Here is a 12,521-nt window from a genome sequence, read left to right as displayed (position 1 = left end):
GCCTGGCCCGCCGCCATGCATTACAACTGGAACTGGGCCATCTTCCGCGAACTGTCGCCGGACGGCGTGCATACCTATTGGGAGACGCTGATGTCCGGCCTGGGGTGGACGCTGGCTGCCTCGCTGGCCGGTTGGATCATGGCACTGGCCCTGGGCATGCTGGTGGGCGTGCTGCGCACCTTGCCCAATCCCTGGCTGCGCCGCGCCGGCACGGCTTATGTGGAGCTGTTCCGCAATATCCCGTTGCTGGTGCAGATGTTCCTGTGGTTCTTCGTCGTGCCCGAGCTGCTGCCGCGCGCGGCGGGCGACTGGCTGAAAGTATTGCCGAATGCGCCTTTCCTGACAGCTGTGGTCTGCCTCGGCTTCTTTACCTCGGCGCGGGTGGCGGTGCAGGTCACGGCGGGCATCGAGGCGCTGGCGGGGGGACAGAAACTGGCGGCGCTGGCGCTCGGCCTGACGCGGCGGCAAACATATCGCCACGTGCTGCTGCCGCTGGCGCTGCGCATCATCCTGCCGCCGCTGACCAGTGAGTTCCTCAATATCATCAAGAACAGTTCCGTTGCGCTGACCATCGGCTTGATGGAGCTGACCGCCAGCGCGCGCGCCGTGCAGGAATTTTCCTTCCAGGTGTTCGAAGCGTTTTCGGCCGCTACCCTGATCTATGTGCTGGTGAATATCGTGGTGGTGGCCGGCATGGCCTGGCTGGAGCGGCGGCTGGCGCTGCCCGGCACCCTGGCCAGCGGGGGAGGGCGCTGATGTTCTCCCAGTTCGACTTCGATGTGATCGCGCGCTCCTGGCTCTACCTGTTCCAGACCGGGATGGTGTTCACGCTGGAGCTGACGGTGTTGTCCATGCTGGGCGGCGTGGCGCTCGGCACCTTGCTGGCGCTGGGGCGCCTGTCCAGCTTCAAGCCCGTGGCGTTATTGGCCGCCACTTATGTGAACCTGATCCGCGCCGTGCCGCTGGTGCTGGTGATCTTCTGGTTCTACTTCCTTGTGCCGTATGTGGCGGCCTGGCTGATCGGCGCTGCCGAACCGGTGAAGGTGGGCACCTTCCTGTCGGCGCTGATCACCTTCATCCTGTTCCAGGCGGCTTACTACTGCGAGATCATGCGCGGCGGCATACAAGCCATTTCGCGTGGCCAGCTGTATGCGGCGCAGGCGCTGGGCATGGCTTACTGGCAGACCATGTGGCTGATCGTGCTGCCCCAGGCTTTCCGCAATATGCTGCCGGTGCTGCTGACGCAGACCATTGTGCTGTTCCAGGACGTGTCCCTGGTGTATGTGTTGTCGGTGCCGGACTTCGTCGGCGCGGCGAGCAAGATCGCCCAGCGCGACGGGCGGCTGGTGGAGATGTATGTGTTTGTGGCTCTGGTTTATCTGTTGCTGTGTTGCGGCCTGTCCTGGCTGGCGCGCCGCCTGCAGGCGCGCCTTGCCATCATCCGCTAGCCTGGCCGGCCGCCGGCAAGTCTTCGGCGGCGGGCGGCGTCTTGCCCGCTGCGGCGGACAGTTGGCGCAGCGTTTCCTGAATCGCCATCCAATCCTGCACTGAGAGCAGCACGGCGCTATTGCGCTTGCCGGTGATGGTGATCGGCATATGGCTCTGGGCCGCTTCGTCGATCAGCCGGTATAGGCTGGCGCGCGCCGCGCTTGCCGAAAGTATGGTCATAAAGTCTCCCCTTTTTTTAGACGAAAACCTACGCTTCTGTGTACATTTCGTCAAGCATTTGCTGCGTGCCGCGGGTTTGGGGGCGGGCAGCAGGTAAAATACCGGCATCCGCAATATGAGAGCCGCCATGTCCCAATTCGACGCCCCTTCCAGCCTGACCATTATCCGCCCAGACGACTGGCATTTGCATCTGCGCGATGGCGCCACCATGGCCAGCGTGCTGCCGCACAGCGCGCGCCAGTTTGCCCGCGCCATCGTGATGCCGAACCTGAAGCCGCCCGTGACCACGGTGGCGGCGGCCGAGGCCTACCGCCAACGCATCGTGGACGCTCTGCCGCTGGGCATGAGCTTCGAGCCGCTGATGACGCTCTACCTGACCAATAACACCTCGCCGGAAGAGATTCTGCGCGCCCAGGAAAGCGGCATCGTGCACGCGGTCAAGCTCTATCCGGCCGGCGCCACCACCAATTCCGACGCGGGCGTGACCGACCTGGCCAACTGCTACAAGGTGCTGGAAGCGATGCAGGAAGTGGGCATGCCCTTCCTGGTGCATGGCGAAGTCACCGACCAGGACATCGACCTGTTCGACCGTGAAGCCGTCTTCATCGAGCGTGTGATGCGCCCGCTGCGCCGCGACTTCCCGGCCCTGAACATCGTTTTCGAACACATCACCACCAAGGATGCGGCGCAGTACGTGGCCGAGGCGGAAGGTCCGATCGCGGCCACCATCACGCCACACCACCTGCTGTACAACCGCAACGAGATCTTCAAAGGCGGTATCCGCCCGCACTACTACTGCCTGCCGGTGCTGAAACGCGAAGAGCACCGCCTGGCGCTGGTGACGGCGGCCACCAGCGGCGACGAACGCTTCTTCCTCGGCACCGACTCGGCGCCGCACGCCAAGGGCGCCAAGGAAGCGGCCTGCGGCTGCGCCGGCTGCTACACCGCGCTGCATGCGATGGAGCTGTACGCGGAAGCCTTCGAACGCGCCGGCGCGCTGGACAAGCTGGAAGCCTTCGCCAGCCTGAATGGGCCGGCCTTCTACGGCCTGCCTCCCAACACCGACACCATCACCCTCAAGCGCGAGCAATGGGCGCTGCCTGAAACCCTGCCATTCGGCGACCAGGAAATCGTGCCGCTCAACGCCGGCGAAACGATCAACTGGAAAATGGCGTAAGTGTTCGCGGACATCGACTGGTCCCGCCCCTGGTTCGCCTCGGTGCGGGACGTCGCCTCGCGCAGCGACTTGAGCGGCAGCAGCGTGATCGACACTTTCTGCGCCCAGGCCAGCGCGCTGGGGCTGCGCAACCATCTCGGCTTGCCGCTCTCCTTCGTGCCGCAAGCCGCGCTGCCGGAAGGAACGGCCTACGAGGAATTCATCGGCGCTACCGGCGGCGTGCCGACGCGCGATAATCTGCATGATTTCTTCAATGGCCTGATCTGGCTCACCTTCCCGCATGTCAAACGCCAGTTGAACGCCTTGCAGGCGGCGCAGATCGCGCGCGACGGTGTCGGCAAATCGCGCGGCCCTGCGCGCGACGCCGCCACCATCTACGACGAGAACTCGGCCCTGCTGGTGGTGCGCGACAATGCCGACGGCGCGGCCCTGGTGGATGCCCTGCGCAATCACCGCTGGCGCGAAGCCTTTGTCGAGCGCCGCGCCATGTTCGGCACGGATGCCGAGGTCTGGCTGTTCGGTCACGCGCTGATGGAAAAGCTGGTGGCGCCCTACAAGGCCATCACCGCCCACACCCGCGTGCTGCTGGCCGACGACCGCTACTTTGCGCTCGATCCGGTGGCGCGCCGCGCCTGGATCGACGAGCGCGAAACGCGCCTGCTGGAACAGGAGGGCTTGAGCAACGCCGGTTTCACGCCGCTGCCGGTGCTGGGCATTCCCGGCTGGTGGCCGCAGCAGGATGACGATTTCTATAACGACGCTGCCGTTTTCCGTCCCAAGCGGATGACTGCAGCCTGAACCCCGCCCCGGCGGAGAAAGCGAGACCATGAGCAAGGCTATCCGTTGGGGCATACTCGGCACGGGCAAAATCGCCAAGGCATTCGCCAAGGCGCTGACTGAAGTGAATGATGTGGAACTGGTGGCGGTGGCATCGCGCACGGAGGTCAATGCCGCCGCCTTCGCCGCCGAATATGGCGTGGCGCGCAGCTACGCCAGCTATCAGGCGCTGGCCGACGATCCTGAAGTCGATGTGGTGTATCTCGCCACGCCGCATCCCATGCACCATGCGGATGCCCTCATGTGCCTGAACGCGGGCAAGCCCATCCTCGTTGAAAAATCCTTCACCGTGAACCGGCGCGAGGCCGAGGGCATCATCGCCCTGGCGCGCGAGAAAAAGCTGTTCGTGATGGAGGCGATGTGGACGCGCTTCCTGCCGGCCGTGCTGGAAGCCAAACGCATCGTCGATAGCGGCGAGATCGGCCTGCCCGCCACCGTGCAGGCCGATTTCGGTTTCGCTTCCGATGCTGGCCCCGAACATCGCCTGTTCAACCCCGAACTGGGCGGCGGTTCCCTGCTCGACCTGGGCATTTATCCGCTATCGATTGCCGCCTTCCTCATGGGCGAGGTGGCGTCGGTGCAGGCCAGCGGCGAACTGGGACCGACCGGCGTCGATGTGCAGGCCAGCTTCATCCTGCGCCACCAGAATGGCGGCATGAGCACCTGCACCAGCAGCCTGCGCGCGCGCACGCCGACCGAGCTGACCATCTGCGGCAGCAAAGGCTTTCTGCGCCTGAATGGCCGCTTCCACAATACCGAAAGCATCACTGTCGAACTGAACGACGGTACTGGCCGCACGCAGCAATTGCCGCGCATCGGCCATGGCTATGCGCACGAGATCATGGAAGTGAGCCGCTGCCTGCGCGCCGGCTTGCTGGAAAGCCCGGTCATGCCGCAGGCGGAAAGCGTGGCCCTGATGGGGGTACTGGATGCGATGCGCGCCCAGATCGGCGTGGCCTATCCCGCCGACCGCCAGGGCGCTTAACCGAATCAGTGGAAGGTTTCGGAGCCGCGGCGGCGGCCCGCCGCCAGGCCGATCACGCAGGCGCCCGCCAGCAGCAGCGCCCAGCCCGATGGCTCGGGGACCGGTTCGGCGGCATTGTCGCGTGCGTGTTTGGGATCGTTGTCCTGTGTCGCCGCGTAGTCGGCTTCTGCCGGCTCAGCTTTTTCTTCCTCGCGCGCGATTTCGTGCGGCTGGCCCTCGGCTTGCAGCGTTGGCACGGAGGTAGGGACCGTCGCCGGAGCTGCGGGCTTTTCTTTGTCGTGGACAGTTTTGCTTGCAAGAGCAGTTGAGCTGGCCGTCATGGCCGAGACGATTGCCAATACAAGGCAGAAACTGCGCATCAAAACTCCGGTGTTCAATTGAAAGAAGGAATATTGCACCGCAATATTACCACATTTGCAATTGTTGTAAAAATCTGAATTCGAGTAAGCAAATGCGCTCTCTGCCGATTGATTGGCTTTCTTGTACACTTAATGCTCGATTTATATAGCCAATTTCTCCATGAGTTCCGCCAAACCCTCCCTAGATTTGAAAACCGTCCTGATCGCCAGCGGCGTGGTGCTGACCCTGGCGATGGGCGTGCGGCATGGCTTTGGCTTTTGGATGCAGCCGATTTCGCAGGCCAATGGCTGGTCGCGCGAAACCTACTCGCTGGCGATGGCGGTGCAGAATCTGATGTGGGGCGTGTTTGGCCCCTTCGCCGGCATGGCGGCCGACCGTTTCGGCACCATGCGCGTGGTGCTGTTCGGCGCCCTGGCCTATGTGGCAGGCTTGCTTTGGATGGCCCTGGTGAGCCAGCCGATGCTGTTCGTGATCGGATCGGGCGTGCTGATTGGTCTGGCGCTGTCCTGCACCGCGTTTGGCGCGGTGAGCGGCATCATCGGCCGCGCGGCGCCGCTGGAAAAGCGTTCCTGGGCCTTTGGCGTGTCCGGCGCGGCCAGCTCCTTCGGCCAGTTCATGATGATGCCGATCGAGCAGCAGATGATTTCGGCCGTGGGCTGGCAGCAGGCCTTCTATCTGCTGGCGGGCCTGATTTTCGTCGCCATGATTCCCATGTCCTTCAAGCTGCGCGAGCCTGCGCATGAACATGCTCACGGCCAGCAGCAACAGACCACGGGCGAGGCCTTGCGCGAGGCGCTGGGCAACCGCTCCTTCCTCTTCCTGGTGGCCGGCTATTTCGTGTGCGGCTTCCAGGTGGTGTTCATCGGCGTCCACCTGCCGGCCTATCTGAAAGACAAAGGCGTGGCCGATCCCGGCGTGGCGGTGATGGCGTTGGCCCTGATTGGCCTGTTCAATATCTTCGGCTCGTTCACAGCCGGACAGCTGGGCGGCAAGCTGCCCAAGCGCTATCTGCTGTCCTTTATTTACCTGGCGCGCTCGGTCATCATCTCGGTTTTTCTGCTGGCGCCATTGACGCCGATGTCGGTCTACCTGTTCGCCGCGGCAATGGGCTTCATCTGGCTCTCCACCGTGCCGCTGACGAATGGCATCATCGCCGGCATCTTCGGCGTCAAGCATATGTCCATGCTGGCGGGCGTGGTCTTCTTCTCGCACCAGATCGGCAGCTTCCTCGGCGTCTGGCTGGGCGGCTATCTGTTCGACCAGCGCGGCAACTACGATCTGGTGTGGGGTATCGCCATCGCGCTGGGCATCGTGGCGGGCCTGGTCAACTTGCCGATCAATGAGCGGCCGCTGTCGCGGCCTGCATTACAGGCTGCGTGAGGCGGTCATGAAGACGCGGCTCCTGCGGATTCTCGGCTGGCTGGTGCTGGCCGTCGCGCTTACCGCGGGCTTTCTCGCCTATTTGCAGCCAGGCTTCATGCTGGACCTGGCGAACCGCTTTTATATGTGCTTTTGAGGTGGGCGCGGCGTCGGCGCAACAACCGGCGCTGGCGCATTTGTTTTTTTACCAAGGCATCAGGTATGCTGACGGACTGGCAAGATTTCCGAAAGACAATACTTGAAGCCCCGCCTCCATTCCGTTCCCACCGGCCCCGCAGCCGGGCCGGTGCACGATCCCCATTGCCGCAGTTGCGGCACCGCCGTCATCGGCAAATTCTGCCATCACTGCAGCGAGGCCGTGCATGCGCATCCGCCCAGCGTGGGCGAATTCGCGCATGAATTCATTGGCCATTACGTGGCGCTGGAGGGCAAGCTGTGGCGCACGCTGAAGCTGCTGATACTGCGCCCCGGCCAGCTCACCACGGAATTCCTGCACGGCCGCCGCGTGCCGTTCCTGGAGCCGCTGCGCCTGTATCTGACTTTAAGCCTGGTCTTTTTCGCCCTGATTAAAATCTGCGGCATCACGCTGCCGCAATTGACGCTGGCGCCCGACTCCGTGGGCATGAGTTATGAGCGAACGATCCATATCGGCGGTTCCGGCAAAGGACGCGAGGCCGTCACCACGGCCAGCGCCACCATGTATGACAAGGCGGGCGATGCGCCCGAGGTGCGCAACGGGATCGCGGCCGTGTTATCGCAATTGGCGCGCGTTAATACGCATTGGGCTGACAATGTGCGCCACTTCTTCGACGAACCGGCGCAGCGTCGCGCCGAGCGTCTGAACCAAGGATTCCGCAGCAATCTGCCGTATATGCTGATTGGTGCCCTGCCGTTGTTTGCCCTGTATCTGAAGCTGTTGTATCTGCGTTCGGGGCGGCGCTATGGCGAGCATGTGCTGTTTGCCATGCACGCAAATGCGTTTGCGCTGCTGGCGGCCAGCGTGATGATCGTGTTGCCGGGAACGGCGATGTGGCTGCTGGTGGCTAATGCGGTGCAGCCGGCAGCGCTGGCGGATTATGTCCAGCTCTTGCCATTGCTGGCGCTGATCGTCTATCTACCGCTGGCCATGCAGCGCGTGTACGGCGGCCATTGGCTGGCCACCATCGCGCGCTGGCTGCTGCTCATTGGCCTGCACCTGACGATGATCGTGGCGCTCACCATGGCGGCCGAATTCATCGGCATCGCAGCCCACGGCTAAGTTGCGGCGGCGGCTGCGACGGCGCCATATGGCGTCAGACCTTGAGGAATTCCTCGCGCCCGCCCAGCCAGCGTTCCAGGTGGGCGTCCACCGTGGACTGGTGCTGCGGCTCCTGCAGCAGGGCGTGCGCCACGTCGCGCGCCTGATCCACCAGCCAGCCGTCGGTTTCCAGGTCGGCGAAGCGCAGCATGGCCTGGCCCGACTGGCGCGCGCCGAGGAATTCGCCGGGGCCGCGGATTTCCAGGTCGCGCCGCGCGATCTCGAAGCCATCTGTGGTTTCGCGCATCGTCATCAGGCGCTGTTTGGCGACATGGCCCAGCGGGCTTTGGTACAGCAGCAGGCAGACGCTGGCCGCCGAACCGCGCCCCACGCGGCCGCGCAACTGGTGCAGCTGCGACAGGCCGAAGCGTTCGGCGTGCTCGATCACCATCAGCGAGGCGTTCGGCACGTCCACGCCGACCTCGATCACCGTGGTCGCTACCAGCACATGCACCTCGCCGGCGGCAAAGGCGTCCATCACCTCCTGCTTTTCGGCCGGTTTCAGGCGGCCATGCACCAGGCCCACGCGCAGGTCAGGCAGGGCTGCGGCCAGGGTTTCGTAGGTTTCGGTCGCCGTTTGCAGCTGCAGCGCTTCCGATTCCTCGATCAGCGGGCAGACCCAGTAAGCCTGGCGGCCTTCCAGCGCCGCCGCGTGCACGCGCTCGATCACCTCGTCGCGCCGGTTCTGGTCCACCGCCCGCGTCACGATCGGCGTGCGGCCGGGCGGCAGCTCGTCGATCACCGACACTTCCAGGTCGGCGTAATAGGTCATCGCCAGCGTGCGCGGAATCGGCGTGGCCGACATCATGAGCTGGTGCGGCACCAGATCGCCTTGGCCCTTGTTGCGCAGGGTCAGGCGCTGGCCGACGCCGAAGCGGTGCTGCTCGTCGACGATCACCAAGCCCAGTTTCGAGAACTGCACAGTGTCCTGGATCAGCGCGTGGGTGCCGATCACCAGCTGGGCTTCGCCCGATTCCACCAGGGCCGTGGCGGCTGCTTTTTCCTTCTTTTTCAGGCTGCCGGTGAGCCAGGCCACTTTCACGCCCAGCGGTTCCATCCAGGCCGCGATCTTGCGGAAGTGCTGGTCGGCCAGGATTTCGGTGGGCGCCATCAGGGCCGCCTGGAAGCCGCTGTCGATGGCTTGCGCCGCCGCCAGCGCCGCCACTACGGTCTTGCCGCTGCCCACATCGCCCTGCAGCAGGCGCTGCATGGGATAGGCTTGGCGCAGGTCGGCGCGGATTTCGGTCAGCACGCGCTGCTGGGCCTTGGTCAATTTGAAGGGCAGGGCGGCCTGGAAGGCGGCCGACAGCGTGCCCACCTTCTTCAGGGCCGCCGCGCCCTTGGAACGGCGCGCGCGCTGCGCCCGTTTCAGCGAAAGCTGCTGGGCCAGCAGCTCGTCGAACTTCATGCGCGTCCAGGCTGGGTGCGAGCGGTCGGCCAGCGCATTCTCGTCCACCTGCTGCGGTGGATAATGCAGCAGCTTGACCGCCGGCTCGAAATTGGACAGGCGCATGCGCTCGATCACCTCGGCCGGCACGGTGTCGCGCCAGTCCACGCGCCGCATGGCGTCGGCGATGGCGCGCCGCAGCACCAGCTGGGACAGGCCTTCGCCGGAAGGATAGACCGGTGTCAAGGAGGTGGGCAGCGGCGCGCCCTCATTGATGATCTTATACGCGGGGTGCACCATCTCCGCGCCGAAAAAGCCGTGTTTCAGCTCGCCGCGCGCGCGCACCCGCGTGCCTTCGGCCAGTTGCTTGACCTGGCTGCCGTAGAAATTCATGAAGCGCAACTGCAGCTCGCCCGTTTCGTCGGCGATCTGCACCAGCAACTGGCGGCGCGGCTTGTAGGCGATCTCGTTTTTCGTCACCACGCCCTCGACCTGCGACACATGGCCGCCGCGCAGGCAGGCTTCGCGGATATCCACGACCTGGGTCTCGTCTTCGTAGCGCATGGGCAGGTGCAGCACCAGGTCCATATCGCTGCGCAGGCCGAGTTTGGCCAGCTTGCTTTCGGCCGTGGCCTTTTTTGCGGGAGGTTTAGCTGCGGCCTTGGCCGGTGCGGCTTTTTGCGTGGTTTCTGCCATTTTCGGGTGGTGGGCTGGGCTTAGCGTAAAATAGAAGGTTGCCCAACAGTTTTACAAGTACGTCAATGTATTCGCTTTCCGATTTCGATTTTAACTTGCCGCAAGAACGTATTGCGCAATTTCCGCTACCGGACCGCAGTGCTTCGCGCCTGCTGCACGTCGATGGCGCGCGTCTGCACGACCGCCAATTCACCGACATCATCGACCAGCTCCAGCCGGGCGACCTGCTGGTGATGAACGATACCCGCGTGCTGAAGGCGCGCTTTTTCGGCGTCAAGGAAAGCGGCGGCAAGGTCGAGGCCCTGGTCGAGCGCGTGCTCGATACCCGCACCGTGCTGGCCCAGCTGCGCGCCTCCAAGTCGCCCGGCCCCGGCGTCAAGATCCGCCTGGCCGACGCTTTCGACGTCACCGTGGGCGAGCGCGCCGGCGAATTCTTCACCTTGCATTTCGACGCCGACGTGTTCGAGCTGATCGAGCAGTATGGCCGCCTGCCGCTGCCGCCCTATATCGAGCATGCGCCGGGTGAATTCGACGAAACGCGCTACCAGACCGTGTTCAACAAGGTGCCGGGCGCCGTGGCCGCGCCCACCGCCGGCCTGCATTTCGATGAAGCTCTGCTCGACAAGCTCAAAGCCAAGGGCGTGCAATTCGCCTATGTGACCCTGCACGTGGGCGCCGGCACTTTCCAGCCGGTGCGCACCGAAAACCTGGCCGAGCACAAGATGCACACCGAGTGGTACACCATGCCGCAAGCCACGGTGGACGCGGTGCGCGCCACGCGCGCCGCCGGCCGCGATGTGGTGGCGGTCGGCACCACCAGCCTGCGCGCGCTGGAATCGGCCTCGCAGAGCGGTCAGCTGGCGGCGGGCAGCGCCGACACGGCCCTGTTCATCACGCCGGGCTACCAGTTCAAGACCGTGACGCGCCTGATCACCAACTTCCACCTGCCGAAATCGACCCTGCTGATGCTGGTGTCGGCCTTCGCCGGGTTTACCGAGATCCGCCACGCTTATCAGCACGCGATCGCCAATGAATACCGCTTCTTCAGCTATGGCGACGCCATGCTGCTGACCACGCCCAACCGCGCGTGACCTGACAGGATATTGAACCATGCTGGAATTTAAACTCATCAAGACCGACACCACGGGCAAGACCAAGGCCCGCCGCGGCACCGTGAAACTGAACCACGGCGAAGTGCAGACCCCGATCTTCATGCCGGTCGGCACCTACGGCTCGGTGAAAGCGATGTCGCCGCTGGAGCTGAAGGAAATCGGCGCCCAGATCATCCTCGGCAACACCTTCCACCTCTGGCTGCGTCCCGGCAACGACGTGATGTCCAAGTTCGGCGGCCTGCACGGCTTCATGGGCTGGGATAAGCCCATCCTGACCGACTCCGGCGGCTTTCAGGTGTTCTCGCTGGGCGAGATGCGCAAGATCACCGAAGAGGGCGTGCATTTCAACTCGCCCATCAACGGCGATAAGCTCTTCCTCTCGCCGGAAATCTCGATGCAGATCCAGCGCGTGCTCAATTCCGACATCGTGATGCAGTTCGACGAGTGCACGCCGTATGAAATCAACGGCCGTCCCGCCACCGTGGACGAAGCGGCCAAGTCGATGCGCATGTCGCTGCGCTGGGCCCAGCGCTCGATGGATGAGTTCAAGCGCGGCGAGAATCCGAACGCGCTGTTCGGCATCGTCCAGGGCGGCATGTTCGAGTCGCTGCGCGACGAATCGCTGGCCAAGCTGGAAGAGATCGACTTCCCCGGCCTGGCCATCGGCGGCCTGTCGGTGGGCGAGCCGAAGGAAGATATGATGCGCGTGCTGGAACATGTCGGCCCGCGCCTGCCGGCCAACAAGCCGCACTATCTGATGGGTGTGGGCACGCCGGAGGATCTGGTGGCCGGCGTTTCCAACGGCGTCGATATGTTCGACTGCGTGATGCCGACGCGGAATGCGCGTAATGGCTGGATCTTCACCCGCTTCGGCGACGTCAAGATCAAGAACGCCCGTTATAAGGACGATAAGGCGCCGCTGGACGAGACTTGCAGCTGCTACGCCTGCCGCAACTTCTCGCGCGCCTACCTGCACCACCTGCACCGCGCCCAGGAAATTCTCGGCGCCCGCCTGAACACCATCCACAATCTGCACTACTACCTGGACATCATGCGCCAGATGCGCGAAGCCCTGGATGAGGACCGTTTCCCGGCCTGGGTGCAGCAATTCCACGCCGACCGCGCGCGCGGCGTGTAGCGTAGATGCCGCCCGGGCGGCGGCAATCTTGCAAAATGGCCTATATATCCCCATATGCCGCTATTAGCCAGTGCTAGAATACAGCGCTAATTTTTTCAAAACCCGATATTGGAGTCACCCGTGTTCATTTCCAACGCCTACGCTCAAACCGCCGCCGATTCGGCCCTGGGCAGCAATCTGACCAGCTTCCTGCCGATCGTACTGATGTTCGTCGTCATGTACTTCCTGATGATCCGTCCTCAGCAAAAACGCGCCAAAGAACAGAAAGCCATGATGGACGCGCTGGCCAAGGGCGACGAAGTGGTGACCGCCGGCGGCCTGCTGGGCAAAGTGTCCAAAGTGAGCGACGTCTACGTGACGCTGGAAGTGGCCACCGGCACCGACATCGTGGTGCAGAAGAGCTCCATCACCACGCTGCTGCCGAAAGGCACGCTGAAGGGTCTGTAAGAACGGCGCGGGCGGCTCGACCGCCCGCTTGTGCATC

14 protein-coding genes are annotated in these 12,521 nt (G+C 63.9%); 11 read left to right on the top strand and 3 right to left on the bottom strand.

Translation table 11 applies throughout. The annotated features are described in order from the left end of the window. Positions 1 to 15: 15 nt before the first annotated feature. Both FHS03_RS14770 and FHS03_RS14765 read left to right on the top strand, forming a co-directional pair. The gene (locus tag FHS03_RS14770; protein ID WP_183441711.1) at positions 16 to 756 is read left to right on the top strand and encodes an amino acid ABC transporter permease; all 741 of its coding nucleotides are present in this window, start codon (positions 16 to 18) and stop codon (positions 754 to 756) included. After that, positions 756 to 1,448: an amino acid ABC transporter permease gene (locus FHS03_RS14765; protein ID WP_183441710.1), complete on the top strand. Its 693-nt coding sequence runs from the start codon at positions 756 to 758 to the stop codon at positions 1,446 to 1,448. Before FHS03_RS14770 ends, FHS03_RS14765 begins: the two co-directional genes overlap by 1 nt. Here the strand turns inward: FHS03_RS14765 and FHS03_RS14760 are convergent. Beyond that, on the bottom strand, positions 1,438 to 1,668 hold the full coding sequence (locus tag FHS03_RS14760; protein WP_183441709.1) for a type II toxin-antitoxin system Phd/YefM family antitoxin: 231 nt from the start codon (positions 1,666 to 1,668) through the stop codon (positions 1,438 to 1,440). The two genes, FHS03_RS14765 and FHS03_RS14760, sit on opposite strands and share 11 nt — an antisense overlap. Before the next feature lie 127 nt (positions 1,669 to 1,795). On the opposite strand from FHS03_RS14760, the gene pyrC reads away from it, so the two are divergent. The 3 genes from pyrC to FHS03_RS14745 are packed head-to-tail and all read left to right on the top strand — an operon-like array spanning position 1,796 to position 4,667. After that, complete coding sequence (gene pyrC / locus FHS03_RS14755) at positions 1,796 to 2,845, top strand: dihydroorotase (RefSeq protein WP_183441708.1); 1,050 nt, start codon at positions 1,796 to 1,798, stop codon at positions 2,843 to 2,845. Then, on the top strand, positions 2,846 to 3,643 hold the full coding sequence (locus FHS03_RS14750) for a DUF3025 domain-containing protein (protein ID WP_183441707.1): 798 nt from the start codon (positions 2,846 to 2,848) through the stop codon (positions 3,641 to 3,643). A 28-nt stretch (positions 3,644 to 3,671) separates the two neighbouring features. Further along, the gene (locus FHS03_RS14745) at positions 3,672 to 4,667 is read left to right on the top strand and encodes a Gfo/Idh/MocA family protein (protein ID WP_183441706.1); all 996 of its coding nucleotides are present in this window, start codon (positions 3,672 to 3,674) and stop codon (positions 4,665 to 4,667) included. Positions 4,668 to 4,672: 5 nt separating this feature from the next. Here the strand turns inward: FHS03_RS14745 and FHS03_RS14740 are convergent, their stop codons facing one another. Further along, positions 4,673 to 5,155: a PEP-CTERM sorting domain-containing protein gene (locus FHS03_RS14740; protein WP_221208147.1), complete on the bottom strand. Its 483-nt coding sequence runs from the start codon at positions 5,153 to 5,155 to the stop codon at positions 4,673 to 4,675. 31 nt (positions 5,156 to 5,186) lie between these two features. Here FHS03_RS14740 and FHS03_RS14735 point away from each other — a divergent pair, with 31 nt between their 5' ends. The 3 genes from FHS03_RS14735 to FHS03_RS14730 all read left to right on the top strand — a co-directional run bounded on the left by FHS03_RS14735 (position 5,187) and on the right by FHS03_RS14730 (position 7,665). After that, positions 5,187 to 6,407 carry an MFS transporter gene (locus FHS03_RS14735; RefSeq protein WP_183441705.1) on the top strand — a complete coding sequence of 407 codons (1,221 nt, stop codon included), beginning with the start codon at positions 5,187 to 5,189 and terminating at the stop codon, positions 6,405 to 6,407. Between the two features lie 7 nt (positions 6,408 to 6,414). Then, positions 6,415 to 6,543, top strand: a complete 129-nt coding sequence (locus FHS03_RS28410) for a hypothetical protein (protein ID WP_260110148.1) — start codon at positions 6,415 to 6,417, stop codon at positions 6,541 to 6,543. A gap of 102 nt (positions 6,544 to 6,645) precedes the next feature. Further along, complete coding sequence (locus FHS03_RS14730; protein WP_221208146.1) at positions 6,646 to 7,665, top strand: DUF3667 domain-containing protein; 1,020 nt, start codon at positions 6,646 to 6,648, stop codon at positions 7,663 to 7,665. A gap of 34 nt (positions 7,666 to 7,699) precedes the next feature. Here FHS03_RS14730 and recG read toward each other — a convergent pair whose 3' ends face one another. Beyond that, entirely contained in the window at positions 7,700 to 9,787 is a 2,088-nt protein-coding gene (recG, locus tag FHS03_RS14725; RefSeq protein WP_183441704.1) for an ATP-dependent DNA helicase RecG, read from the bottom strand. 65 nt (positions 9,788 to 9,852) lie between these two features. Here recG and queA point away from each other — a divergent pair, with 65 nt between their 5' ends. From queA to yajC, 3 genes are all read left to right on the top strand, one after another. Then, positions 9,853 to 10,878: a tRNA preQ1(34) S-adenosylmethionine ribosyltransferase-isomerase QueA gene (queA, locus tag FHS03_RS14720; RefSeq protein ID WP_183441703.1), complete on the top strand. Its 1,026-nt coding sequence runs from the start codon at positions 9,853 to 9,855 to the stop codon at positions 10,876 to 10,878. 19 nt (positions 10,879 to 10,897) lie between these two features. Continuing rightward, positions 10,898 to 12,037: a tRNA guanosine(34) transglycosylase Tgt gene (tgt, locus tag FHS03_RS14715; protein ID WP_176348946.1), complete on the top strand. Its 1,140-nt coding sequence runs from the start codon at positions 10,898 to 10,900 to the stop codon at positions 12,035 to 12,037. Positions 12,038 to 12,157: 120 nt separating this feature from the next. After that, the gene (yajC, locus tag FHS03_RS14710; protein ID WP_183441702.1) at positions 12,158 to 12,484 is read left to right on the top strand and encodes a preprotein translocase subunit YajC; all 327 of its coding nucleotides are present in this window, start codon (positions 12,158 to 12,160) and stop codon (positions 12,482 to 12,484) included. The last annotated feature ends 37 nt before the right edge of the window (positions 12,485 to 12,521 follow it).

Origin of the sequence: Pseudoduganella violacea, assembly GCF_014191875.1 — a bacterium.
Classification (GTDB): Bacteria; Pseudomonadota; Gammaproteobacteria; order Burkholderiales; family Burkholderiaceae_D; genus Rugamonas; species Rugamonas violacea_A.
This window is presented reverse-complemented; position numbering and strand designations above follow the sequence as displayed.

Bases quoted from the DNA above. Each gene is read 5' to 3' on its own strand.
- FHS03_RS14765 (WP_183441710.1), top strand. From the start codon at position 756: ATGTTCTCCCAGTTCGACTTCGATGTGATCGCGCGCTCCTGGCTCTAC.
- FHS03_RS28410 (WP_260110148.1), top strand. From the start codon at position 6,415: ATGAAGACGCGGCTCCTGCGGATTCTCGGCTGGCTGGTGCTGGCCGTC.
- FHS03_RS14760 (WP_183441709.1), bottom strand. From the start codon at position 1,668: ATGACCATACTTTCGGCAAGCGCGGCGCGCGCCAGCCTATACCGGCTG.
- tgt (WP_176348946.1), top strand. From the start codon at position 10,898: ATGCTGGAATTTAAACTCATCAAGACCGACACCACGGGCAAGACCAAG.
- FHS03_RS14735 (WP_183441705.1), top strand. From the start codon at position 5,187: ATGAGTTCCGCCAAACCCTCCCTAGATTTGAAAACCGTCCTGATCGCC.
- queA (WP_183441703.1), top strand. From the start codon at position 9,853: ATGTATTCGCTTTCCGATTTCGATTTTAACTTGCCGCAAGAACGTATT.
- recG (WP_183441704.1), bottom strand. From the start codon at position 9,787: ATGGCAGAAACCACGCAAAAAGCCGCACCGGCCAAGGCCGCAGCTAAA.
- FHS03_RS14770 (WP_183441711.1), top strand. From the start codon at position 16: ATGCATTACAACTGGAACTGGGCCATCTTCCGCGAACTGTCGCCGGAC.
- pyrC (WP_183441708.1), top strand. From the start codon at position 1,796: ATGTCCCAATTCGACGCCCCTTCCAGCCTGACCATTATCCGCCCAGAC.
- FHS03_RS14745 (WP_183441706.1), top strand. From the start codon at position 3,672: ATGAGCAAGGCTATCCGTTGGGGCATACTCGGCACGGGCAAAATCGCC.